This is a genomic window from Bradyrhizobium sp. Cp5.3 (assembly GCF_000426265.1).
GTDB classification, from domain to species: domain Bacteria; phylum Pseudomonadota; class Alphaproteobacteria; order Rhizobiales; family Xanthobacteraceae; genus Bradyrhizobium; species Bradyrhizobium neotropicale.
On sequence record NZ_AUFA01000001.1, the window covers coordinates 197,059 to 219,649 of the forward strand.

At 65.4% G+C, this 22,591-nt stretch carries 23 protein-coding genes; 11 read left to right on the plus strand and 12 right to left on the minus strand.

Annotated elements, in window-relative coordinates; genetic code table 11:
• The first annotated feature begins 121 nt into the window (after positions 1–121).
• From K289_RS0100915 to K289_RS0100935, 5 genes are all read left to right on the plus strand, one after another.
• The gene (locus K289_RS0100915) at positions 122–1,159 is read left to right on the plus strand and encodes a ligase-associated DNA damage response exonuclease (protein WP_035683547.1); all 1,038 of its coding nucleotides are present in this window, start codon (positions 122–124) and stop codon (positions 1,157–1,159) included.
• Positions 1,156–3,033, plus strand: a complete 1,878-nt coding sequence (locus tag K289_RS0100920; protein ID WP_027549719.1) for an ATP-dependent DNA ligase — start codon at positions 1,156–1,158, stop codon at positions 3,031–3,033. Before K289_RS0100915 ends, K289_RS0100920 begins: the two co-directional genes overlap by 4 nt.
• Before the next feature lie 600 nt (positions 3,034–3,633).
• Complete coding sequence (locus K289_RS0100925; protein WP_027549720.1) at positions 3,634–3,939, plus strand: DUF6460 domain-containing protein; 306 nt, start codon at positions 3,634–3,636, stop codon at positions 3,937–3,939.
• A 76-nt stretch (positions 3,940–4,015) separates the two neighbouring features.
• Positions 4,016–4,750 (plus strand): MBL fold metallo-hydrolase, encoded by a 735-nt coding sequence (locus tag K289_RS0100930; RefSeq protein ID WP_027549721.1) that lies wholly within the window; start codon positions 4,016–4,018, stop codon positions 4,748–4,750.
• A 1-nt stretch (position 4,751) separates the two neighbouring features.
• Positions 4,752–6,077, plus strand: a complete 1,326-nt coding sequence (locus tag K289_RS0100935; protein ID WP_027549722.1) for an MATE family efflux transporter — start codon at positions 4,752–4,754, stop codon at positions 6,075–6,077.
• 138 nt (positions 6,078–6,215) lie between these two features.
• On the opposite strand, the gene K289_RS0100940 is transcribed toward K289_RS0100935, so the two are convergent.
• Both K289_RS0100940 and K289_RS0100945 read right to left on the minus strand, forming a co-directional pair.
• Entirely contained in the window at positions 6,216–7,313 is a 1,098-nt protein-coding gene (locus tag K289_RS0100940; protein WP_027549723.1) for a quinone-dependent dihydroorotate dehydrogenase, read from the minus strand.
• The gene (locus K289_RS0100945; protein WP_027549724.1) at positions 7,310–7,654 is read right to left on the minus strand and encodes a DUF952 domain-containing protein; all 345 of its coding nucleotides are present in this window, start codon (positions 7,652–7,654) and stop codon (positions 7,310–7,312) included. Before K289_RS0100945 ends, K289_RS0100940 begins: the two co-directional genes overlap by 4 nt.
• Positions 7,655–7,859: 205 nt before the next feature.
• Here K289_RS0100945 and K289_RS0100950 point away from each other — a divergent pair, with 205 nt between their 5' ends.
• The gene (locus K289_RS0100950; RefSeq protein WP_027549725.1) at positions 7,860–8,513 is read left to right on the plus strand and encodes a helix-turn-helix transcriptional regulator; all 654 of its coding nucleotides are present in this window, start codon (positions 7,860–7,862) and stop codon (positions 8,511–8,513) included.
• 115 nt (positions 8,514–8,628) lie between these two features.
• Positions 8,629–9,381, plus strand: coding sequence for a carbonic anhydrase (locus tag K289_RS0100955; protein WP_027549726.1), 753 nt, complete (start codon positions 8,629–8,631; stop codon positions 9,379–9,381).
• 67 nt (positions 9,382–9,448) lie between these two features.
• Here the strand turns inward: K289_RS0100955 and K289_RS0100960 are convergent, their stop codons facing one another.
• The 5 genes from K289_RS0100960 to K289_RS0100980 form a co-directional block, all read right to left on the minus strand.
• Positions 9,449–11,092 carry a lysine--tRNA ligase gene (locus K289_RS0100960; RefSeq protein ID WP_027549727.1) on the minus strand — a complete coding sequence of 548 codons (1,644 nt, stop codon included), beginning with the start codon at positions 11,090–11,092 and terminating at the stop codon, positions 9,449–9,451.
• A 196-nt stretch (positions 11,093–11,288) separates the two neighbouring features.
• Positions 11,289–12,224 carry a transporter substrate-binding domain-containing protein gene (locus K289_RS0100965; protein WP_027549728.1) on the minus strand — a complete coding sequence of 312 codons (936 nt, stop codon included), beginning with the start codon at positions 12,222–12,224 and terminating at the stop codon, positions 11,289–11,291.
• A gap of 222 nt (positions 12,225–12,446) precedes the next feature.
• On the minus strand, positions 12,447–13,037 hold the full coding sequence (locus tag K289_RS0100970) for an SCO family protein (protein ID WP_027549729.1): 591 nt from the start codon (positions 13,035–13,037) through the stop codon (positions 12,447–12,449).
• A 28-nt stretch (positions 13,038–13,065) separates the two neighbouring features.
• Entirely contained in the window at positions 13,066–13,260 is a 195-nt protein-coding gene (locus tag K289_RS0100975; RefSeq protein WP_027549730.1) for a hypothetical protein, read from the minus strand.
• A 120-nt stretch (positions 13,261–13,380) separates the two neighbouring features.
• Positions 13,381–13,902 carry a hypothetical protein gene (locus K289_RS0100980; protein ID WP_027549731.1) on the minus strand — a complete coding sequence of 174 codons (522 nt, stop codon included), beginning with the start codon at positions 13,900–13,902 and terminating at the stop codon, positions 13,381–13,383.
• 251 nt (positions 13,903–14,153) lie between these two features.
• Between K289_RS0100980 and K289_RS0100985 the strand changes: the two genes are divergently transcribed.
• The 4 genes from K289_RS0100985 (at position 14,154) to K289_RS0101000 (ending at position 17,699) form a co-directional block, all read left to right on the plus strand.
• Positions 14,154–15,812, plus strand: coding sequence for an FAD-binding dehydrogenase (locus K289_RS0100985; RefSeq protein ID WP_027549732.1), 1,659 nt, complete (start codon positions 14,154–14,156; stop codon positions 15,810–15,812).
• A gap of 14 nt (positions 15,813–15,826) precedes the next feature.
• Entirely contained in the window at positions 15,827–16,732 is a 906-nt protein-coding gene (locus tag K289_RS0100990) for a PHB depolymerase family esterase (protein ID WP_245283827.1), read from the plus strand.
• A gap of 78 nt (positions 16,733–16,810) precedes the next feature.
• The gene (locus K289_RS0100995; RefSeq protein ID WP_027549734.1) at positions 16,811–17,161 is read left to right on the plus strand and encodes a RidA family protein; all 351 of its coding nucleotides are present in this window, start codon (positions 16,811–16,813) and stop codon (positions 17,159–17,161) included.
• A 172-nt stretch (positions 17,162–17,333) separates the two neighbouring features.
• Positions 17,334–17,699: a nuclear transport factor 2 family protein gene (locus K289_RS0101000; RefSeq protein ID WP_027549735.1), complete on the plus strand. Its 366-nt coding sequence runs from the start codon at positions 17,334–17,336 to the stop codon at positions 17,697–17,699.
• On the opposite strand, the gene K289_RS43765 is transcribed toward K289_RS0101000, so the two are convergent.
• The 5 genes from K289_RS43765 to K289_RS0101025 form a co-directional block, all read right to left on the minus strand.
• Positions 17,662–18,612, minus strand: coding sequence for an amidohydrolase (locus tag K289_RS43765; RefSeq protein ID WP_084788526.1), 951 nt, complete (start codon positions 18,610–18,612; stop codon positions 17,662–17,664). The two genes, K289_RS0101000 and K289_RS43765, sit on opposite strands and share 38 nt — an antisense overlap.
• A 3-nt stretch (positions 18,613–18,615) precedes the next feature.
• Positions 18,616–19,593, minus strand: a complete 978-nt coding sequence (locus K289_RS0101010; protein ID WP_027549736.1) for an aldo/keto reductase — start codon at positions 19,591–19,593, stop codon at positions 18,616–18,618.
• 122 nt (positions 19,594–19,715) lie between these two features.
• On the minus strand, positions 19,716–20,648 hold the full coding sequence (locus tag K289_RS0101015) for a sugar-binding protein (protein WP_027549737.1): 933 nt from the start codon (positions 20,646–20,648) through the stop codon (positions 19,716–19,718).
• A 93-nt stretch (positions 20,649–20,741) separates the two neighbouring features.
• Entirely contained in the window at positions 20,742–21,824 is a 1,083-nt protein-coding gene (locus tag K289_RS0101020) for an ABC transporter permease (protein WP_027549738.1), read from the minus strand.
• Positions 21,824–22,585 carry an ATP-binding cassette domain-containing protein gene (locus K289_RS0101025; RefSeq protein WP_027549739.1) on the minus strand — a complete coding sequence of 254 codons (762 nt, stop codon included), beginning with the start codon at positions 22,583–22,585 and terminating at the stop codon, positions 21,824–21,826. The genes K289_RS0101020 and K289_RS0101025 overlap by 1 nt, the downstream gene beginning before the upstream one ends.
• Positions 22,586–22,591 lie beyond the last annotated feature (6 nt).

Sequence of the window (22,591 nt, forward strand, 5' to 3'; positions counted from 1 at the left end):
CTCGTCTTGCCGGCTCGCCCGGCAATCCATCAAAAAAAGCACTGTTTAGGGCGATGGATGCACGGGTCAAGCCCACGCATGACGGGTGAACATTGGGGCACCGGCGCCCTATATAACCGGCATGCGTCCGCAAGACATCCTGCTGCCAGCTGCTGCCGGCCTGTGCTGCAAGCCGGGCGGCTTCCATATCGATCCTGTCCGCCCGGTCGAACGGGCCGTGATCACCCACGGCCATTCCGACCATGCCCGCGCCGGTCATGGCGCGGTGCTGGCGACACAGGAAACGCTGGACATGATGCGGCTGCGCTACGGCGAGAATTTTGCCGGCTCGACGCAAGCGATCCGCTATGGCGAGGAGATCCGGCTCGGCGATGTCGGCGTCAAGCTTCACCCGGCCGGCCATGTGCTGGGCGCGGCGCAGATCGCGGTGACCTGCAAAAACACCTGCATCGTTGCCTCCGGCGATTACAAAGACGCGCCGGACCCGACCTGCACCCCGTTCGAGCTCGTGCCCTGCGACGTCTTCATCACGGAGGCGACGTTCGGGCTGCCGGTGTTCCGACACGGCGATGCGGCCGATGAGGTGAAGAAGCTGCTGGCCTCGGTCGCGGTGTTTCCGGAGCGCGCGCATCTCGTCGGCGCCTATTCGCTCGGCAAGGCGCAGCGCGTGATCGCGCTGCTGCGCGCCGCCGGCTACGACGCACCGATCTATCTGCATGGCGCGATGGAGGCGATCACGCATTACTACCAGAGCCGCGGGATCGAGCTCGGCGAGCTGCGAGCCGTGAAGGGTGTGAAGAAGGCGGCGCTCGCCGGCACCATCACGCTGGCGCCGCCTTCAGCGACGTCCGATCTCTGGACCCGGCGCTTTCCCGATCCCGTCACCGCGTTCGCCTCGGGGTGGATGCGGGTGCGCGCCCGGGCGCGACAGCGCGGTGTCGAGCTGCCGCTGGTGATCTCCGATCATGCCGATTGGGACGGCCTCACCGCGACGATCGCCGCGACCGGCGCCGGCGAGATCTGGGTCACCCATGGCCAGGAAGATGCGCTGGTGCATTGGTGCAAGAGCAAAGGCCTGCAGGCGCGGCCGCTCGATCTCGTCGGCTATGGCGACGAGGAAGAAACCGAGACGCCGCTTCAGGACGAGGCCGAAGCATGAACCGCTTCGCCGAGCTGCTGGATCGCCTTGCCTACGAGCCCGGCCGCAACAGCAAGCTGCGGCTGATCACTAGCTATTTCCGCGAGGTCGGCGATCCCGATCGCGGCTATGCGCTGGCCGCGCTGACCGGCGCGCTCAGCTTCAAGCACGCCAAGCCGGCCCTGATCCGCGACCTGATCGCGGCGCGCACTGATCCCGTGCTGTTCGGACTGTCCTATGACTATGTCGGCGATCTCTCGGAGACGGTGGCGCTGATGTGGCCGAAGGGCGCGGGTCACGGCGAGCAATCTTTTCCGGGCTACCCCCCTCCCCAGCCCTCCCCCGCAAGGGGGGAGGGAGCGCAGCGGAGCGAGCAGCAACTACAGAGCACACTCGCTCGCAGCGATAGGGCAAGTGATGGACGTACAACTCCCACCGTTCCCTCCCCCCTTGCGGGGGAGGGTCAGGGAGGGGGGTGCCCCGGGGGAGACGCTGACGAGTCCCTCAGCCCGCGCAACCACAACAATCCACCACCGCCAACGCTGACCGAAGTCGTCACCACCCTCCGCACGCTCGGCAAGACCGAGCTGCCGGCGCGACTCACACGCTGGCTCGACGAGCTCGACGAGACCGGCCGCTGGGCACTGTTGAAGCTCGTCACCGGCGCACTTCGCATCGGCATCTCCACGCGTCTGGCAAAAACCGCGGCCGCAGCGCTCGGCGACAAGGACCCGCATGAGGTCGAGCTGATCTGGCCGGGCCTCGTCCCGCCCTATCTCGACCTGTTTGCCTGGCTGGAAGGGCGCGCGGAAAAGCCGGTCAACCGCGATCCCGCGCCGTTCCGCCCCGTGATGCTGGCGCATGCGATCGAGGAGACGGATTTTGCGACACTCGATCCCGCCGACTACGTCGCCGAATGGAAATGGGATGGCATCCGCGTGCAGGCGGTCGCGGGCCGCGACGATCGCGGGCACATCGCGGCACGGCTCTATTCGCGCACCGGCGAGGACATCACGGGGAGCTTTCCGGACCTCGTGCCGTCGCTGCGCCTGCCAGGCGCGATCGACGGCGAGCTTCTGATCCTGCGCGACGGCCGCGTGCAAAGCTTCAACGTTCTGCAGCAGCGCCTGAACCGCAAGGTCGTCTCACCAAAGCTGATCAAGGAGTTTCCGATCCATTTGCGCGCCTACGACCTGATCGGCGACGACGAGAACGATCTGCGCGAGCTGCCCTTCGCCGAGCGCCGCGAGCGGCTGGAAGTATTCATCAGGAAGCTCGACGACCCCCGCATCGACCTGTCGCCGACCGTTCCCTTCGCAAGCTGGGACGCGCTCACCGCTGCGCGCGCCGATCCCGCGAGCGCGGGAGCCGGCGAGGATGCGGACGCCGTTGAAGGCGTGATGCTGAAGCGGCGCGATGCGCCCTACCTGCCAGGACGGCCGAAGGGACAATGGTGGAAGTGGAAGCGCGACCCACACATCATCGACGCCGTGCTGATGTATGCGCAGCGCGGCCACGGCAAGCGCTCGTCCTATTATTCCGATTACACATTCGGCGTCTGGACCGAGGGCGACAGCGGCGACGAACTGGTGCCGGTCGGCAAGGCCTATTTCGGCTTCACGGACGAGGAGCTGTTGCAGATCGATCGCTTCGTTCGCCGCAACACCACGGAAAAATTCGGTCCCGTGCGCCATGTCGTGCACGAGCCCGACAAGGGACTGGTGCTCGAGGTCGCCTTCGAGGGGCTGCAGCGCTCGCCGCGCCACAAGTCCGGTGTCGCCATGCGCTTTCCCCGCATCAACCGCCTGCGCTGGGACAAGCCGCCGCGCGAGGCGGACCGGCTGGAGGCGCTTGAAAAGATGCTGAAAACGGAGGCCGCGGAAGTCGACGCCTGAAAATGGTCCCGCCGCCGGCCAGCGCAACGCCAGCCAGCTTATGCGCAGAGAACCGTTAATTGGCCCCGGCGGCGGTCCCATGGCGGTCTTAAAGAACTTGGCTCGTCAAACCGTTCGAGCCGCGACGCAGACCTGTGCGACACCCGCGTGGCGTCGCACGGCCCCTCTTAAGAGCCCGGGCGGGGCGGGAGCAATCAACAGCCGTTCGCACGCACAAGAACGCGCGCATTTACCTTACCGGCTGTTGCTTTCCGGCGACTCGCGCCGGCCCCTGGCCCCGGTCGCTTTTGCCGAGAGACCAGCATCTCCCCGTTCTTACGGGGAGGGAGTTGGGGTGAGGGGCTCTTCCCGCAAGGACGGTGGCAGAAAGACTCGCGGTGGCTCCCCCTCACCCGGATTGCATCTGCGATACAATCCGGCCTCTCCCCGCAAGCGGGGAGAGGCGAAGGAATCCTCGGTGAGACGCAGAGCCGGGACCGTCGCTTTTGGCGCGCTGTCGGATTAAAATGCGGTAAGCCGATTGACGGCCGGGCGCGGGTTCCCCATGTGCCCCGCCGTGACCTATAATCGGGGCTATGGCCCCGCGAGGAGTTTTTTGCGATGGCCAACGACGTCAGAGACTTGCCGGCCGGCCACAGCGATGGCCTGAACCGCTTTCTCGGCGGCTCGCCGCTGGCGGTCGCATTTCGCCTGATTTTGCTCTCGATCCTGGTTGGTGTCGTGCTGGCCGCGATCGGCTTCGATCCCTGGAATATCATCTACAGCATTCGCCTCTTGTTCCAGCGGCTATGGGATCTCGGTTTCGATGCCGTCAACTGGCTATGGCGCTACTTCCTGCTCGGCGCAGTCATCGTGATCCCGATCTGGCTGCTGTCGCGCGTCTTCGGCGCGCCACGCGGCCGATAAGTTATCTTTTGAGCATGATCTTGTTGGAAAACCGCTTCACACTTTTCCGGATCATGCTCTAGGGAGTGCGCAGCCGATGCAACTACGCTTTGTCGGCTGCGGCGATGCCTTCGGTTCTGGCGGCAGGCTCAACACCTGCTTCCACGTCACGGGGCGCGAGGCCAATTTCCTGATCGATTGCGGCGCGTCGGCCTTGCCGGCGCTGAAGCGGTTCGAGATCGATCGCAACGCGATCGACCTCGTCCTGATCACGCATTTCCACGGCGACCATTTTGCCGGCCTGCCCTTCTTCCTGCTCGATGCGCAATTCTCGCGGCGAACACGGCCGCTCACCATCGCCGGCCCGCAAGGGATCGAGACGCGGCTGGCGCAGGTGATGGAGGCGCTGTTCGAGCACTCCTCGAAGACAAAGCAGCGCTTCGAGCTCTCCGTCATCGAGCTACAGCCGGAGCAAAGCCGAAGCTTCGGCGCGGTGACGGTGACACCCTACGGCGTCGTGCACGGCGAATCCGGCGGGCCGTTCCTGGCCTATCGCGTCGAGGCCGAGGGCCGCACCCTCGCCTACAGTGCCGACACCGAATGGACGGAGACGCTCATTCCGCTGGCGCATGGCGCGGACCTTTTCATCGCCGAGGCCTATATGTACGAGAAGGTGGTCAAGAATCACCTCAGCCTGAAGACCTTGGAACAGCACTTGCCCGCCATCGGCGTCAAACGGCTCGTCCTCACCCATATGAGCGACGACGTGCTGTCGCGCCTCGAGGACATCGCGCATCTGGCCGCCGAAGACGGCATGATGCTCCTCATCTGACATGCACGCCCCCGTTCATCCCAGGGTCGGCTCGCGCGAGGTGTTCGCCATCGCGGGGCCGGCGATGGTCGCGAACCTCACCACGCCGCTGATCGGCGTGGTCTCGACCACCGCGATCGGACGGCTGGACGACGCCGCGCTGCTCGGCGGCGTCGCGATGGCGTCGGTGATCTTCGACTGCCTGTTCTGGCTGTTCGCCTTCCTGCGCATGAGCACGCTCGCCTTCACCGCGCAGGCGCTGGGCGCGGGCGAGACGCACGAGCTCAGCGCGATCCTGGTGCGCGGCTTCATCGTCGCAGGCCTGATCGGCGCCGCGCTGATCGCGCTGCAATTGCCGCTGGCCGCCGTGCTGTTCGATCTGATGGGCGGCAGCGAGGGCGTGACGCGCGCTGCGAAGACCTACTTCATGATCAGGATATGGTCGTCGCCGTTCGCCTTCGCCAACTACGTCGTCCTCGGCTGGCTGGTCGGCCAGGCGCGCGCCAACCCGGCGCTGCTGCTCCAGATCGTCATCAACCTCATCAACATGGCGGCGACCATCCTCCTGGTGCTGGTCTACGACACCGGCATCGCGGGCGCGGCGATCGCCGCGCTGCTGTCGGAAACGGTCGGCTTCGTCCTCGGCGTGATCGTCTGCCGCCGCTATGCAGACGGCGGCTTCGCGGTGCCGTATGCGACCCTGTTCGACCGGGTGAAGCTGATGCGGATGCTGTCGGTCAACTCCGACATCATGATCCGCACGGCGGCGCTGATTGCGGTTTTCCTGTTCTTCACCGCCAAGGGCGCGCGCGCCGGCGACGTCACGCTGGCTGCGAACTCGGTGCTCAACAATTTCCTGCTGGTCAGCGCCTTCTTCCTCGACGGCCTCGCCAATGCGGCCCAGCAGCTCTGCGGCCGCACCTTTGGCGCGCGCGACGCAAGGGGCTTTGCCGATTCGACCCGGCTGGTGCTGATGTGGGGGCTTGGCTTTGCGCTGGTCGTCGCGGTGCTGTTCGCGCTGTTCGGGCCGGCCATGATCGACTTCATGACGGCGAGCGAAGACGTCCGCCGCGCCGCGCGCGATTTCCTGCTGTTCATCGTGCTTGCACCGGTGCCCGGCGTGTTCGCATTCGGCTTCGACGGCATCTATGTCGGCGCGACCTGGGCGCGCGAGATGCGTAATCTGATGCTGGCCTCGCTCGCGATCTTCCTTGCCACCTGGTGGGCGCTGCAATCGTTCGGCAATGCCGGGCTGTGGAGCGCGCTGATCGCCTTCTACGTCGCGCGCGGCGGCCTGCAGGGCGCGCGCTATCCGGCGCAGTTCAGGGCGACGTTTTCAAAATTGTAGCTCTCGTGTCCCGGACGCGGCGCAGCACGCAAGTGGTGCGACGCAGAGCCGGGACCCAGCGGCCATGGGCCCCGGATCAGCAGCGCACTACGCCGCTAGGAACGGCGCACTGCGCTGCATCCGGGGCACGAGACTGCCTCACATCCCCGGCCAGTCTTCCGCGGTGAGCGTGGCGGCGTCGGCGCCGACGATCTCGGAAAGCGAATCCCGGCCCGTGCGCAACAGCGTCGAGGTGAGGTCGCGCTTGATCTCGTCGACGAGGCCGAGGCCCTTGTAGACCAGCGACGAATAGAGCTGGATCAGGCTGGCGCCGGCGCGGATCTTTGTCAGCGCGGCACCGCCGGAATCGACACCGCCGACGCCGATCAGCGGGAACGCGCCCTCGACGCGGACATAGGTCTCCGCGACCATGCGAGTCGACAGGCGGAACAGCGGCCGGCCGGACAGGCCGCCCTGCTCCTTGGCGCGCATCTCCTCGCGCAGCGTGCTCGGCCGCGCGATCGTGGTATTCGACACGATCATGCCGTCGACCCGGCGCGAGCGCGCGACCTGCACGACGTCGTCGAGCTGGGCGAGGCTGAGGTCCGGCGCGATCTTGAGCAGCACCGGCGTGTCGCCGGCCTTCTGGCGCACCTGCTCGCGCGCGTCGATCACCCTTGCGAGGAGATCATCGAGCAGCGCGCCTTCCTGCAAATTGCGCAGACCCGGCGTGTTCGGCGAGGAGACGTTGACGGTGAAATAGCTGGCGACCGGCGCGAAGGTCTCGATCAGCTTGACGTAATCGGCGACGCGGTCGGGCGAATCCTTGTTGGCGCCGACATTGACGCCGACGATGCCGCCATTCTGCGCGCGCGCGGCAAGACGCCGCAGCGCGGCTTCCGCACCGTCATTGTTGAAGCCCATGCGGTTGATGACGGCCTCGTCGCGCTCCAGGCGAAACAGCCGCGGCCGCGGATTACCGCTTTGCGGCTTCGGCGTCACCGAGCCGATCTCGACAAAGCCGAAGCCGAGCCGCAGCAGCGCGTCCGGCACCTCGGCGCTCTTGTCGAAGCCCGCGGCCATGCCGATCGGATTGGGGAAATTCAGCCCGAAGGCGCGCACCGCGAGCTTGGGATCATCGTCATGGGGCTTTCCCGGCGGCAGGAAGCGCAATCCCTGGATCGCAAGCCGATGCGCATCCTCCGGATCGAGCCAGCGCAGGACCGGCAGGGACAGGGCGTCGAAGGCGCGAATCACGGCAAGAGCTCCGGAATGTCGTGACCGCCGTCGGAGCGCATCGCGAGATTGATCACCGAGATCACCGCGCCGAGGTCGAGCTCGCCATAGAGATGCGGAAACAGCTCGTCGTTGCGCGAGCGTTCCCAGCGCAAGGCGGCGCCGAGCGCATCGGCGTCGACCTCGACCAGAAACAGCGCGCGCTGCCCGAAGAAATGCTTTCGCGCGGTCTCGGGAACCTGGGATGCGGTCGAGAAATGGATGAAACCGTCGCGCGCGTCGTCCGTGCTGCCCCGGTACACACCCTGCCGTTCCGCCTCGCGCCAGGCCGAGGCCAGACAGATTTTGTAGATCTTGACCACCGCTTACGCAGCCCTGTTTGCTCTTGGAGTCAGCTCTTTGAGTCTCTTGGGGTTTTTCGCCTCGTCCGGGTCTGAAAACCCGGGCGCGACCGTAAAGGCGCCCCCAGCCGAACTCAAGGCTTGCATGCCGCCTCTTGCACGGAAAACGGAAAACCGGTTGATTTAAAGGATAGTTTTCCTGAGTTGCGACGGGGCCGGATCGACCATGATCAGGCAGGCCAAAGCGCAGAGGATGCTGACCCACGATCAGATCTGGGGCGCGCTGGATCGTCTGGCGGCGCGCGCCGGCCTGTCGCCGTCGGGACTTGCCAAGCGTGCCGGGCTCGACCCCACCACCTTTAACAAATCCAAGCGCGTCACCTCCGACGGCCGCGAGCGCTGGCCCTCGACCGAATCGATCGCGAAGGCACTCACCGCGGCCGGGTCCTCGATCGAGACCTTCGTCAAGCTGATCGACGACAGCCCGGGCGACGGCCGCTCGGTGCCCCTGATCGGTTTCGCGCTGGCAGAGGGAACCGGCTATTTCGACGATCACGGTTTTCCATCCGGCAAGGGCTGGGACGAGGTCGCGTTGCCGACGGCCGAGGACGGCCGCACCTTCGCGCTGGAGATTTCCGGCGACACGCTACAGCCCGCCTATCGCGACGGCGACGTCATCCTGGTCTCGCCGGGCACGCCGATCCGCAAGGGCGACCGCGTGGTGGTGAAGACCCGAGCGGGCGAGGTAATGGTGACGACGCTGATGCGCCGCACCGCGAAGGCGCTGGAATTGCAGCCGCTCGATGCGGCTCAGGCCGCGCGCACGCTCGCCCTCGGCGATGTCGCCTGGATCGCGCGGATCGTGTGGGCGAGCCAGTGATTGCTTTTCGCCCGGTGTCACGACCGGGCGGTGACATGCGCGGCACCGCGATCGCCATTGCGACTCACCACACCTCTCGCCTGGGTTGCGCACCGAATCATCGGGGGGGAATAGGATGAATCGACGTCATGCATTGAAGGCGCTTGCGGGTCTCGCGCTGTGTCCAATGTGCAAGCCGGCATTCGCGGCCGAAGGCGCGCACTGGAGCTATGAGAGCGGCGGCGGTCCCGGCAAATGGGGCGACCTCGATGCGGCCAACAAGGCCTGCGCGGTCGGCCTGCAACAATCGCCGATCGACATCGAGGCGGCGATCAAATCGCAATTGCCCGCCCTGAAGCTGAACTGGGCGAAGAGCGCCGACACCATCGTCAACAACGGGCACACGATCCAGCTCAACTTCGCGGAAGGCAACACGCTGACGCTCGGTGACGTCAAGTACAAGTTGCTTCAGGTCCACTTCCACCGGCCGAGCGAGCATATGATCGGCGGCAAGAACTTTCCGATGGAGGCGCATTTCGTCCATCGCAACGACTCCGGCGGACTCGCCGTGGTCGGCGTGCTGATGGCGGAAGGCAAGGCGAACGCGTCCTTCGGCAAGATCGTCAAGTCCATGCCGGCTGCCGAAGGGCCTGCGATGAAGGCTGACGCGACCATCGATCCCCACGCGATGCTGCCGCAAAAGCTCAGCTACTTCCGCTATCCCGGCTCGCTGACGACGCCGCCCTGCTCGGAGGTCGTCGAATGGCTGCTGCTGACCGATCCGATCCAGGTCGCGGCCGCCGACGTCGCAGCCTTCGCAAAGCTCTACCCGATGAACGCGCGCCCGGTGCAGAAGGACAACCGGCGTTACGTGTTGCGGTCGAGCTGATACGGAATACGCCACCAATTGTCGTCCTGGCGAAAGCCAGGACGACAATTGGTGGGCTACACGTCCCTTACGCGCTGCGCGCCAGCGCGCCGTCGATCATGTTCACCGCGTTCTGGATGCCGTAAACGGCGACGAAGGAGCCGAAGCGCGGGCCTTTCTCCTGACCGAGCAGCACCTGGTAGAGCATGTTGAACCAGTCGAGCGTGACGCCGGGTCGGCCATCCTTGCCCTTCTTGACCTGGTCGAGGAACGGCTCGCGGCGGCCGATCTCGTAGACGACGTTCTGGATGTCCTCGGCCGATGACTCCTGCGGCAGCTGCGACAGCGCATCGCGCAGATCCTGCAGCGCGGCGCGCTCGGTGTCGGTCGGCACGCGGAACTGCTTCGTCGGCGCGACGAAGTCGCGATAATAGTTGATGGCGTAGCCGACCATCGCATCCAGCTTCGGATGCGTCTGCGGGCTCACGCCGGGACGGTAGCGGCCGATGAAGCCCCACAGCGTCTCGGCATTCTCCGCATTCGACGACGACACCAGCGTGAGCAGGAGCTGGAAGGTGACGGGCATGTCGCCCTTCGGCGGATTGCCGTTGTGAATGTGCCAGACGGGATTGCCGAGCTGCTGCTTCCCATCCTGCTTGGCAAAGCCGTCGATGAACTGCTGGTAGTCGTCGACATTGCGCGGAATGACGTCGAAATACAGCCGCTTGGCCGCCTTCGGCTCGCGATACATGAACAGCGACAGCGATTCCGGCGAAGCGTAGCGCAGCCATTCGTCGATGGTGAGCCCGTTGCCCTTCGACTTCGATATCTTCTGCCCCTTCTCGTCGAGGAAGAGCTCGTAGTTGAAGCCTTCCGGCGGCGTGGCGCCGAGCGCCTTGGCGATCGCGCCGGAGAGTTTCACCGAATCGATCAGGTCCTTGCCGGCCATCTCGTAGTCGACGCCGAGCGCGACCCAGCGCATCGCCCAGTCGGCCTTCCACTGGCACTTCACATTGCCGCCGGTGACGGGCGTTTCGACTTCCTGGTTGGTGTCGGGATCGACATAGGTCACGGTGCCGGCGGCGACGTCGCGGCGGATCATCGGCACCTGGAGCACGATTCCGGTGGTTTTGCTGATGGGGAGGAACGGCGAATAGGTGGCGCGGCGATCGGGGCCGAGCGTCGGCAGGATGATCGCCATGATCTGATCGTAGGCGGCGAGCATCTTCAGCAGCGTCGCGTCGAAGCGGCCCGACTTGTAGTAGTCGGTCGAGCTTGCGAACTCGTAGTCGAAGCCGAAATGATCGAGGAAGGCGCGCAGGCGCGCGTTGTTGGCGGCGCCGAACGAGGGATGTTCGTTCGAGAACGGATCCGGCACGGCCGTGAGCGGCCGTCCCAGGTATTGCGCCAGGAGGTCCCTGTTCGGCACGTTGTCCGGCACCTTGCGCAGGCCGTCCATGTCGTCCGAGAAGGCGAGCAGGCGCGTCTTGATCCTGTCCTCGGTCAGCACGCGGAAGGCATGGCGCACCATCGAGGTGCGCGCGACCTCGCCGAAGGTACCGATATGCGGCAGGCCGGACGGGCCGTAGCCGGTCTCGAACAGCACCTCGTCCTTCGGGCTTTTCTTCAGCCGCGCGACAATGGCCTTCGCCTGCTCGAACGGCCAGGCGTTGGATTGTTCGGCGAGCGCACGAAGATCGCTCGGGCTAGCGGCAAGATCGATAACGGACATTCAGGGGCCTCCGGGCCGCGGAAATTAGCGATTTCCGGGCAGAATGCAATTTTGCGGGGTGACTTCAGACGCTCACCCTGAGGAGCGCGCTCTTCGCGCGCGTCTCGAAGGGCGAGGCCGAGAGCCGGGCCTTCATCCTTCGAGACGCTTGCTTTGCAAGCTCCTCAGGATGAGGACCTGATAACGGAGCGTGAAGTTAGAACGGGCTCACCGAGAAGTAGCGCAGCCACAGATCGGTGTAGCGGCCTTTTTCCCAGACCCGGAACAGCGCCCAGTTCAGGGCCTGACGCAGCACGTCATTGCCCTTGCGCACGGCAATGCCGATGCCCTCGCCGAAGAAGCGGCTCTCGACGAAGGGGCCGCCGGAGAAGGCGCAGCAATCGCCCGAATCGGTGCCGTTGATCCAGAACGCCAGCGAGATGGCGTCGCCGAAGATGAAATCGACCTCGCCCTTGCGCAAGGCGGCGCGCAGCGCGTCGTCGTTGGGATAGCCGTGCAGCTCGGCATCGGTGAACATCGCCTTCAGATACGCCTCATGCGCGGAGCCCGCGATGACGCCGACCTTCTTGCCCTCGAGATATTCGGGGCGGATCTCCGGCATCACCGCGTCCTTGCGCGAGGCGAAGCGCGCCGGCACGCGGTAATAGGGATCGGTGAAATCGACGCGCGCGCGGAGCTGCGGGCTCACAGCCATCGAGGCGATGATGGCGTCGCCGCGATTGGAAGTGAGCGCATCGACCAGCGTCTCGAAGCGGCGCATCTGCACCGTGCAGCTGACCTTGATCTCATCGCACAGCGCGCGGGCGAGATCGACATTGAAGCCGGCCGGATTGCCGTCGGCGCCGGTGTAGTTGAACGGCGGATAATCGGTCTCGGTCAAGAAGCGGATCACGGTCAGGCGCGACAGGTCCGGCCGCTCGGGGCGCCGCCGCGGATCCCAGAAGCCGGGCACCGCCTGGGGGGCTGCGACTTGAGGAGCGGCTTTGGGTGCCGCGGCTTGGGGGGCCGCCGGTTGGGCCGGGGCCTGCGCCTCGGCGCTCGGCACTGTTGCGAGCAGGCAGGCTCCGACGGCCAGCCCGGTCAGGAGGCCACGGACAGTTTTGGGCGATTTCGCCTGTTGCGATGGGGCCATCGGCCGAAAATGAACGAATTTCATTGGGATCGGAAGGCCTTATAGACCATTCGGCTGCGAAGGCGAGTGGGGATTATGGCCCGGGGACGTCATGCCCGGGCTTGTCCCGGGCATCCACGTTCTTTGTGCCGTGAGGTAGGCGTGGATGGGTCAAGCCCGGCCATGACGATATGGAAGCTTCAGCGCCCCGAGAGGTGCGGCGGAGGTCGCGGCGAGCAAACCTCAGAGATACCGCTTCAGGTCGGCCGCGGCCTCTTCCGGGCTCCGCTTCAAGTTGAACGGCGAGACGAAGTGGCCGTCGCGGTCCATCAAATAGATCAGCGCGGTGTGGTCCATGGTGTAGTCGCCGTCCTTGGTCGGGACCTTCTTGGCATAGACCCGATAGGAGGTGAGGACCTTGGCGATGTCAGCGGGATCGCCGCTCAGGCCCTCCAGATGCGGATCGAAGCTCGACAGATAGTCCTTCATGGCGGCCTGCGTGTCGCGCTCGGGGTCGACCGAGATGAAATAGGCATTGACCTTGTCGGCATCCTTGCCCATCGCGCGCAGCACCTCCGATATCTCGAACAGGGAGGTCGGGCAGACGTCCGGGCAATGGGTGTAGCCGAAGAAGATCAGGGTCGGCTTGCCCTTGAGGCTCCTGTCGGTGACGGTCTTGCCGTGCTGGTCGGTGAGCTGGAACGGGCCGCCGATCGCGGCCGGCTGCGCCACCTTGCTCACGCCGCCCATCGCCCAGAACACGACGAGGAGCCCGACGACGAGGCTTGCGGCGAAGGCGGTTGCGATCACCAGCGGGCGGGCTGTGGAGCTCATGGTCGGAAAACTTCCTGTTGTCCCGGGGTCAGAAACAGGCGGCGAAGCCAGTCCTGATCATTTCGAAGAACACCTGGGTGCCATAGTGGAACCACAGTGCGAGCGCGCCGATCACGACCAGGCCGCCGAAACCCGCGCCAGCCAACACCAGCATGGACGGCGTCCGGCCGGCAGTGGGCGAATTGTCCGATACAGGATGGGCGGGATGCAGCGGTTGAGCCATGACAATGATCAGGGCGAAGGCCCGGTTTCCTTGCCATTCAAATAGGCGCTGGCCCGCGCCCGGGCAAGCGCCGCCGGCGGGCCAAGGAACCGTCCCCGGAAATTAGATCACGCTGTGTTATCAGTGAAGCAACTGGCCCCGGGCGGACTCCAGCTCTTCCGCTTGCGGGAGAGCCCGGCGCACCGGTCGGCTGGTCGAGGCCTGCGCGTCCAGATAGCAGGGCTTGTACATCGACTGGAGCTGCTTGCCCCGGAGGAAGATCATGTGCGGGGTGAGACCGCCGCGCTGATTAATCCAGCGCCTCACCTGCGAGGGATACATCGCATAGAGCATCTGGGTCGCTTCGGGATTGGTGATGGCGCGGCCGTTGGAGCCGAAATCCCAGGCGGCGTGGAAGCCCAGCGTCGCATGCGAGGTCACGCAGATCCGATCGTGCGGGATGGCGCCGAGGACGATGGTGCAGGCTGAGGCACAGAGCCCGTCGATGATGACGGTCTCACCGGACTGGCGCAGGTCCTGATATCTATCGACGTAGGTTCCAATCCTGCCGCCGCGATCATCCGCGATCCGGACCACCGCGTGGGACGCCCCCATACCCGCGAGCAAGAGCACCAACGCGAGCAACCCCGTCAGAACCTTCATGTCCCCCGCCCCAGTCGCATTCGAATCTGTTTGTCAGGTGATGCAAGCCTGATGCTAGCGTCCGTCGACTCTGTGGTTTTGTCTAGGCGCCCCGGCTCGCTCAAAACAAATTCAACCCTAGTGTTGCCGGCGCGCTGCACCCGGTGCATCCCGATCCCAAACTGGAACATGTTAACGGACTCTTACGCACCGCACCCTTGATCTCAGCTACAACCGCTGGCTTCAATCCGGGCAACTACAGGGGGGAACTCATGACGGAGCAGGCGGACGTCATCGTCGTCGGCGGAGGACTGTCGGGATTGGTGGCCGCAACGGAGATTGCGGATGCGGGCAAGCGCGTGATCGTGGTCGACCAGGAGGGCGAGCAGTCGCTGGGCGGCCAGGCGTTCTGGTCCTTCGGCGGATTGTTCCTGGTCGATTCGCCGGAGCAACGACGGCTCGGCATCAAGGACTCCTTCGATCTCGCATTGCAGGACTGGATCGGCACCGCCGGCTTCGACCGCGACGAGGATCTCTGGCCGCGCCAATGGGCCGAGGCCTATGTGGCGTTCGCCGCGGGCGAGAAGCGCGACTGGCTGCGCGCGATGGGTCATCGCATCTTCCCGGTGGTCGGGTGGGCCGAGCGCGGCGGCTATGATGCGATGGGCCATGGCAATTCGGTGCCGCGCTTCCATGTCACCTGGGGCACCGGGCCAGGCATCGTCGAGCCGTTCGAGCGCCGCGCGCGCGAGGCGGCGAGAAGCGGCCGGCTGATCTTCAAGTTCCGCCACCGCGTCGATGCGCTCAGCATGACGAACGGCACGGTCGACGGCGTCAGCGGCGCCATCCTGGAGCCTGATCACGTCGAGCGCGGCAAGAGTTCCTCGCGCAAGGTCGTCGGCGATTTCGCGCTGAAGGCGCAGGCGGTGATCGTCGCCTCCGGCGGCATCGGCGGTAATCACGACCTGGTGCGGCAGAACTGGCCGAAGCGGCTCGGCGAGCCGCCCAAGTTCATGATCTCCGGTGTGCCGGAGCATGTCGACGGCCGCATGATCGGCATCACCGAGGCGGCCGGCGCGCGGCTCATCAACCGCGACCGCATGTGGCATTATGTCGAGGGCATCCAGAACTGGAATCCGATCTGGCCGCGCCACGGCATCCGCATCCTGCCCGGCCCCTCCTCGATGTGGTTCGACGCGACGGGCACGCGCCTGCCGGCGCCGCTGTTTCCCGGCTCCGACACGCTCGGCCAGCTCAAATACATCATGTCGACCGGCTACGATTATTCCTGGTTCGTGCTGACGCAGAGCATCATCAAGAAGGAGTTCGCGCTGTCGGGATCGGAGCAGAATCCGGACCTCACGGGCAAGAGCTGGCGCATGACGCTGCGCCGCGCCACCAACAAGGGTGCACCGGCGCCGGTGGAGGCCTTCAAGAGTCACGGTGTCGACTTCATCGTGCGCGACAAGCTCGACGACCTCATTGCGGCCATGAACAAGCTCGCCGGCAACGACCTTCTCAAGCTCGACCATGTGAAGATGCAGATCGAGGCGCGCGACCGCGAGATCGTCAATCCTTACGTCAAGGATGCGCAGGTGATGAACATCCACAATGCGCGCCGCTATATCGGCGACAAGCTGATCCGCACCGCTTCTCCGCACAAAATCCTCGATCCGGCGCACGGGCCGCTGATCGCGGTCAAGCTCAACATCCTCACCCGCAAGACGCTGGGCGGCTTCGAAACCGACCTCGACTCGCGCGTGTTCGGCCAGGAGGGACAGATCATTCCCGGCCTCTATGCGGTCGGCGAAGCCGCCGGCTTCGGCGGCGGCGGCGTGCACGGCTATCGCTCGCTGGAGGGCACCTTCCTCGGCGGCTGCCTGTTCTCCGGCCGCAATGCGGGCCGCGCGGCGGCGAAGGCGGTGGGGTGATCGTGCGGCGGTGGATGCATATCGCGACGGTCGTTGCGGGACTTGCCGCCGCCCCGGCCGCATTCGCCGACACGATCGACGTTGGCGGCGTAAAGCGGTCCTACACCGCGCAATTGCCGGCAAAGACGCCCGCGCCGCTCGTGATCGTGCTGCATGGCAAGACCCAGCGCGGTGCCGACATGATCACGCGCACGGCCTGGCCGCAGGTCGCCAAGCGCAACGGATTTGCCGTCGTCTTTCCCGACGGGCTGAACAATGCATGGGCCGATGCGAGGACCGAAGTTGGGCGCGCTGGACGCGGCCCGCCCGCGGGGACCGACGACGTCGCCTTCATCGCAAAGATCGTCGAGAAGCTGGTGGCTGACGGCACCGCCGACCCCAAGCGCGTCTACGTCACCGGCGTCTCCAATGGCGGCGCCATGACGATGACGCTGATCTGCGCGCGCGCCGATCTGTTTGCGGCAGGCGCGAGCGTGATCATGAATCTCACCGACGAAGCCGCTGCCGCCTGCCATCCGTCGCGCCCGTTGCCGATGCTGCTCATGAACGGCACGGCCGATCCGCTGATTCCTTTCGAGGGCGGACGCGGGTCGAGCTATTTTGCCGCAGACGGGTTCTGGTCGACCCCCAGGACGCTGGCGTTCTGGCGCAAGCTCAATGGCTGCGAGGCTGACGACGCAGCCGCAACCGCGCTAGCCGACAGCAACGCGGCCGACCAGTCCACCGTCACGCGGATCAGCTCCCGTTGTCCCAAAGGACACGATGTCGTGCTCTACCGCGTCAACGATGGCGGCCATCGCATCCCTGGATTGTCCCCGGACGCCCGCTTCCCGAAGATCGCAGCCAGCCTGCTCGGGCCGCAGAACGGCGACATCGACGGCGCCGAGACGATCTGGGCTTTTTTCAGCCAGTTTCCGTAGGCGACGCATGCATCGCGCGGGGTGGCAGAGCGGGGAGCCCTGCGCTAGACAGGGCCGCCATTTTACCAGGAGCCCCCAATGAGCATTCAGCGTTTCGAAACCGGCCCGCGCATGAGCCAGGTCGTCGTGCACGGCAACACCGTCTATCTCGCAGGTGTCGTCGCCAACAAGGCGGCGGGCGAAAGCGTGACCAAGCAGACCCAGGACATCCTGGCGACGATCGACGGCCATCTCGCCAAGGCCGGCACCGACAAGTCGAAGCTCTTGTCGGCGACGATCTACATCACCGACATGAAGACCTTCCAGGAAATGAACGCGGTGTGGGACGCCTGGGTGTCGCCCGGCAACACCCCGGCGCGCGCCACCGTCGAAGCCAAGCTGGCGGCGCCGCAATACACCGTCGAGATCATGGTGACCGCGGCGAAGTAATTTTCGCGCAAGAATTATGGTGCTTCTGAAGCGCGATGAAAACATCATCGCGCTTCAGTTTTTTGTTGGCGCATTGTCGCATGCGCATGACCTCAGAGGTAATCGATCGGCGCGCGCAAACCTTCGATAGTCAGGGACAGCCGAGCACACGGCGCCATCGAAGGAGAGCACCATGACCGATCACGTCACCATCGCCCGCCGCTACATCGACCTCTGGAACGAGCGCATGGCGAGCCGCCGGCGCGAACTGCTCAGCGAAAACTGGACGGCGGACGCGAGCTACGTCGATCCCCTGATGAAGGGCAACGGCCATGACGGCGTCGACGCGCTGATCGCCGGCGTGCAGCAGCGCTTTCCCGACTTCAAGTTCAAGCTGATCGGCGAGCCCAACGGCTATGGCGACCATGTCCGCTTCAGTTGGGGCCTCGGTCCCGACGGCGTCGACAGCCCGATCAAGGGCACTGATTTTGCGGTGCTCAGCGGCGGCCGCATCAAGAGCATCACGGGATTTCTGGATCAGGTGCCGGCGGGCGCGTGAGGAGAGGTACTCTGCTCACCCTCTCCCCCTGACAAGGGGAGAAGGAAGAGTAGCTTGCTCGCTGATGCAACCAACCCAACCGATACGCCGCCTTCGCGTTCACCCCGAACGCCTTGTCCCGTACCTGCGGTCCCAGCCTCGCCAGGCACGCTTCCAGCGCGCGCTTGATCTCGCCGTAGCTGCCGGCAAGCAGACACACCGGCCAGTCGGAGCCGAAGATCAGGCGGTCTTCGCCAAAGCAGTTTGCGGCATGCTGCACGAACGGGAACAGCCGCTCTGCATCCCAATCATCCCACTTCGCCTCGGTCGCGAGGCCCGAGATCTTGCACCAGACATTGCCGCAAGTCGCGAGCGCGGCGATGCGATCGGACCATTCGTCGCTTCCGCCATCGGCGATCGGCGGCTTGGCGGCGTGATCGAGCACGAAGCGCGCCTTGGGGAAGGCCTGAGCGGTTGCGATCGCGGCCGGCAGCTCGCGGCTGCGGACCAGCAGGTCATAGGCGAGATCATTCGCGAACACCGCGGCGAGGCCGCGCTGCACGTCCTCGCGGAGCAGCCAATCCGGATCGGCCTCGTCGTGGACCTGATGGCGAATGCCGACCAGCTTGTCGCCGCCCGGCGAGGCGCGCAGGCGATGAAGCGTCTCGTCGAGCGCTCCGTCCGTGAGATCGGCCCAGCCGACCACGCCGATGACGGACGGCGTTGCGCTGGCGATGCGCAAAAACTCCTCAGTCTCGGCCAGCGCCGAGCGGCATTGCACAAGAATGCTCGCATCGATACCATTCGCCTTCAGCAGCGGCGCGAGATCGGCAGGGCCGAAGGCGCGGCGGATTGGCGTAAGCTCAGGCGAATCCATCCAGGGATAATCCGCGCGCGCCGGATCCCAGAAATGCTGATGGCCGTCGATCACCATGCGCTACACTCCACGCGGCAACGGTGCGCGGGCATCGACGAGCTTGCGCCCACGCAGCTCCTGCCAGAAGGCCGGCGGCACGGTGCGCTCCGCCATCGCGATGTTGTCGGACACTTCCGCGGCGTTGCGGGCGCCGGTCAACGCGACCGTCACCGCCGGATGGGCCATGCAGAACTGGAACGCGGCGGCCTTCAGCTCGGTGCCGTGCTTGCGGCAGAGCTCGTCAAGCTCCAGGGCGCGCGCGACCAGCGCGGCGCCGGCATCCTCATAGTTGAATTTCGCGCCGGCGCGCGGATCCGCGAGAATGCCGCTGTTGTAGATGCCGCCGAGCAGGATGCCGATGTTTTTCGCGAGGCATACCGGGAACAGCGCATCCAGCGCGCCCTGGTCGAGCAGCGTGTAGCGGCCGGCGAGCAGGAAGCAGTCGAGCGGCACAGCCTCGGCGAAGCGGACCAGCATCTCGGACTGGTTCATGCCGGCGCCGATCGCCTTGATCGTTCCCTCGTCACGGAGACGACGGAGCGCACGGAAGGCGCCAGCGACGGCGTCGTCATAGTGATCGTCCGGATCATGCACGAGCAGGATATCGACGCGATCGAGCCCGAGGCGCTTGAGGCTCTCCTCGACCGAACGCATCACGCCGTCATGGCTGAAGTCGAACACCGGCCGCTCGCGCGAGGTGCCTTTGTAGTGATCGTCTTCGGCGGCAGCGCCATCCGGCGAGCGCAAGAGGCGTCCAACCTTGGTCGAGATGACGTAGGCGTCGCGATCCTTCTGCCGCAGGAAGCCACCCAGCCGCCGCTCGGCGAGACCGAAGCCGTAGAGCGGCGCGGTGTCGAAAAAGCGCACACCGAGCGACCAGGCGCGTTCGATCGTCGCCTCCGCATCGGCATCGCTCACGGGTGCGAACAATCCGCCCAAGGGCGCCGTGCCGAGACCGATTGACGTGACGTCGAGAGCCCCGAACCGTGACCGTTTCATTTCCATTCCTTTCAAAGCCCAAGTTCTTCATGGGCCGAAGTTCCTTCCAAGGGCCAGTGTCTCTCCCGCCTGCGGGATGCGCAAGCGGGAGAGAGCATAGGAGTGTGGGGCTGGCGACACTCCTATTTCAGCATCTGTGCGACGTTGTCCTTGGTCACGAGATCGAGGCCGGTGTAGACGATCTCCGGCACCTTCTCGCCCTTCTTGATGGCGAGAAGCGTGTCCATCGCCTTCTCGCCCATCTCGAATGGGCGCTGGCCGACCAGCGCATTGGCATAGCCGTCGCGCAGCAGCTCGAGCTGCATCTTCAGCGTATCGGCTACGACGAGCGTGAACTTGCCGGCGTCGATGTCCTTCTTGTACCTGGAGGCGAAGGCCTTGAAGCCTTCGGGCGCGAACATCGGCCAGCCGCCGACGGGAACGATCGCGGCGAGGTCGGGCGTCGCGGTGCGCAGATCCGTCATCTGCTGGACCGCGAGCGCGGGATCATCGTTGCAGAACGTCGGCGAGCCACCGACCTCGGTCCACTTCGAGCCCTTCAGCGCCTCGCGGACGCCATCGACGCGCTCGGCGAGATTCTTCGCGCCGGGGCCGCCGGAGACCACGGCATATTTACCGCCGTCGGGCCGGAGCTTCAGCAATTGCTTGCCGAGCGCGACGCCGAACTCCTTGTTGTTGGTGCCGATATAGGCGATCCGCTTGGAGCCCGGCGCGTCGGCGTCGAAGGTGATGACGGGGATGCCGGCCGCGGTCGCCGCCTCGATCGACTTGGTCATGGCCGCGACGTCGGCGACCGAGATCGCGAGGCCGTCGACCTTCTGGGTGATGAAGTCCTGGATGATCTGCGCCTGCGTCGCCGGCTCGTGCTCGACCGGCCCCTTGTAGATGCACTCGATGTTGCCAAGCTCCTTGGCGCGCTTCTGGCAGCCGTCGCGCGCGAAATCGAAGAACGGATTGTTCATCGCCTTGGGCACGATCACGAAGCGGTAGTTCGCGGCAAACGCCGGTGTCGCCATCATCGCGACGGCAATGCCGGCAAGAAGAAGCTTCCTCATTGTCTCCTCCACCCTTTTCTGGCGCCTATCCTCTCAAGATCGTCCGGGAAGCGGACAGGCGTATCTTCGTTGCCATCCCGAAACGACGTCACTTCAACTCATCCGCGAGCGGATACGGTCGACCAGCACCGCCAGGATGATGATCACGCCCACCAGCGTCTGCTGCCAGTACGAGCTGACCTGCGCCAGCACGAGGCCGTTGCGGATCACCTCGAGCAGGACGCAGCCGACAATGGCCCCTAACGGGCCGCCAATGCCGCCGGCCAGATTGGCGCCGCCGATCACGGCCGCGGCGATCACGTTGAGCTCGTAGGATGTCGCCATGTTGGCAGGCGCCGAGCCGAGCCAGCCGGAGATGATGATGCCCTGGAGCCCCGCGGCGAGCGCGCAGATCACATAGACCTCGATCTTCACCCGCACGACCGGGATGCCGGTCAGCTCAGCCGCCTTCTCGTTGCCGCCGAGTGCGAAGACGTGGCGACCGAACGAGGTGTGGTGCAGGACGACGGCCATCGCCAGCGCCAGGATGACGAGATAGATGAAGGGCACGGGCACGCCGAGCACGTCTCCCGAGGTGAGCGCATAGAAATAATCGGCGTCGGGCCCGCCCGGAAAACTGCCGCGGCCGTTGGAGACGACATAGCCGAGCCCGCGCACGATCGAGAGCATGCCGAGCGTGGTCACGAACGGCGACAAGCCGAGCACGGCGATACAGAAGCCGTTGACGAGGCCGGCAATCAGCGCCACGCCGAGGCCCGCGAGAAGCGAGACCAGCAGGATCAGCCCCGGCACATTGGCAACCACGGTCTTGCCGTCGGCCGCCATGTGCACGAACAGGGAGCCCGCGGGCGAGCCGGGCGTCGACAGCTCGGTCATCACCATCGAGGTGATCATGGCCGAGAAGCACATCATCGAGCCGACGGAGAGATCGATGCCGCCGGTGATGATCACGAAGGTGACGCCGAGCGTGGCAATGGCGATGAAGGAGAAATTCTTCGCCACGTTCTGCATATTGCCTTCGGTAAAGAAATACGGGCTGGCGAAATGCATGATCACCAGCAGCACCGCCAGCGCCAGCAGGACGTAGCCGGTCTGAGAGGCGAAGATGCCGCGCTGCCACCATTTGGCCTTGCCGACATTGGTGAAGGTGATCGGGGATTCCATGGGCATGGCCATCACGCCGCCTCCTTCGCGCCGGTGATGAGGGCGGTGACTTCCTCAGGGGAGGTCTCATGGATCGGCTTGTCGGCCCGCTTCTCGCCGCGGCGCATGACGACGACGCGGTCGCACACCGCGAACACATCAGGCATGCGGTGGGAGATCAGCATCACGGCAACGCCCTGCTCCTTCAGCCGGTGGATCAGGCTCAGCACCTGTTCGACCTGGCGCACCGAGATCGCGGCCGTCGGCTCGTCCATCATCACGAGCTTCGCATTGGAGAGCCGCGTCCGCGCGATCGCAACCGCCTGGCGCTGGCCGCCCGACATCTGCTTGACGAGATCGTCCGGGCGCGTCTCCGAACGCAGCTCGCCGAACAGCTCCAGCGCGCGCGCCGCCATCGCCTTGTGATCGAGCAAGGCAAGCGGGCCGAACTTGCGCTTCAGCTCGCGGCCGAGAAACACGTTGGCGGCCGCCGTCAGATTGTCGGCGAGCGCGAGGTCCTGATAGACCACTTCGATGCCGACGGCTCGGGCATCAACCGGGCGGTTGAAGTGGACCGCGCTGCCGGCGAAGCGGATCTCGCCATGGCTGGGGCGAAAATTGCCGGCGATGATCTTGACCAGCGTCGACTTGCCGGCGCCGTTGTCGCCCATCAGGCCGACTACCTCACCCGGGTGGACATGCATGTCGACGCCGTGCAGCGCACGGATCGCGCCGAACTCCTTGCCGATCCCGGTCAGTTCGAGGACCGGCTGCCGTGCTGCTGCATTTGCCATAGGCGG

Excerpts from the sequence above, each read along its gene's own strand:
- K289_RS0100985 (WP_027549732.1), top strand. The coding sequence starts at position 14,154 with ATGACGGAGCAGGCGGACGTCATCGTCGTCGGCGGAGGACTGTCGGGA.
- K289_RS0100925 (WP_027549720.1), top strand. The coding sequence starts at position 3,634 with ATGGCCAACGACGTCAGAGACTTGCCGGCCGGCCACAGCGATGGCCTG.
- K289_RS0100980 (WP_027549731.1), bottom strand. The coding sequence starts at position 13,902 with ATGAAGGTTCTGACGGGGTTGCTCGCGTTGGTGCTCTTGCTCGCGGGT.
- K289_RS0101000 (WP_027549735.1), top strand. The coding sequence starts at position 17,334 with ATGACCGATCACGTCACCATCGCCCGCCGCTACATCGACCTCTGGAAC.
- K289_RS0100960 (WP_027549727.1), bottom strand. The coding sequence starts at position 11,092 with ATGTCCGTTATCGATCTTGCCGCTAGCCCGAGCGATCTTCGTGCGCTC.
- K289_RS0100930 (WP_027549721.1), top strand. The coding sequence starts at position 4,016 with ATGCAACTACGCTTTGTCGGCTGCGGCGATGCCTTCGGTTCTGGCGGC.
- K289_RS0101010 (WP_027549736.1), bottom strand. The coding sequence starts at position 19,593 with ATGAAACGGTCACGGTTCGGGGCTCTCGACGTCACGTCAATCGGTCTC.
- K289_RS0100990 (WP_245283827.1), top strand. The coding sequence starts at position 15,827 with ATGCATATCGCGACGGTCGTTGCGGGACTTGCCGCCGCCCCGGCCGCA.
- K289_RS0100955 (WP_027549726.1), top strand. The coding sequence starts at position 8,629 with ATGAATCGACGTCATGCATTGAAGGCGCTTGCGGGTCTCGCGCTGTGT.
- K289_RS0100970 (WP_027549729.1), bottom strand. The coding sequence starts at position 13,037 with ATGAGCTCCACAGCCCGCCCGCTGGTGATCGCAACCGCCTTCGCCGCA.
- K289_RS43765 (WP_084788526.1), bottom strand. The coding sequence starts at position 18,612 with ATGGTGATCGACGGCCATCAGCATTTCTGGGATCCGGCGCGCGCGGAT.
- K289_RS0101015 (WP_027549737.1), bottom strand. The coding sequence starts at position 20,648 with ATGAGGAAGCTTCTTCTTGCCGGCATTGCCGTCGCGATGATGGCGACA.
- K289_RS0101025 (WP_027549739.1), bottom strand. The coding sequence starts at position 22,585 with ATGGCAAATGCAGCAGCACGGCAGCCGGTCCTCGAACTGACCGGGATC.
- K289_RS0100950 (WP_027549725.1), top strand. The coding sequence starts at position 7,860 with ATGATCAGGCAGGCCAAAGCGCAGAGGATGCTGACCCACGATCAGATC.
- K289_RS0100935 (WP_027549722.1), top strand. The coding sequence starts at position 4,752 with ATGCACGCCCCCGTTCATCCCAGGGTCGGCTCGCGCGAGGTGTTCGCC.
- K289_RS0100965 (WP_027549728.1), bottom strand. The coding sequence starts at position 12,224 with ATGGCCCCATCGCAACAGGCGAAATCGCCCAAAACTGTCCGTGGCCTC.
- K289_RS0101020 (WP_027549738.1), bottom strand. The coding sequence starts at position 21,824 with ATGGCCATGCCCATGGAATCCCCGATCACCTTCACCAATGTCGGCAAG.
- K289_RS0100975 (WP_027549730.1), bottom strand. The coding sequence starts at position 13,260 with ATGGCTCAACCGCTGCATCCCGCCCATCCTGTATCGGACAATTCGCCC.
- K289_RS0100995 (WP_027549734.1), top strand. The coding sequence starts at position 16,811 with ATGAGCATTCAGCGTTTCGAAACCGGCCCGCGCATGAGCCAGGTCGTC.
- K289_RS0100915 (WP_035683547.1), top strand. The coding sequence starts at position 122 with ATGCGTCCGCAAGACATCCTGCTGCCAGCTGCTGCCGGCCTGTGCTGC.
- K289_RS0100920 (WP_027549719.1), top strand. The coding sequence starts at position 1,156 with ATGAACCGCTTCGCCGAGCTGCTGGATCGCCTTGCCTACGAGCCCGGC.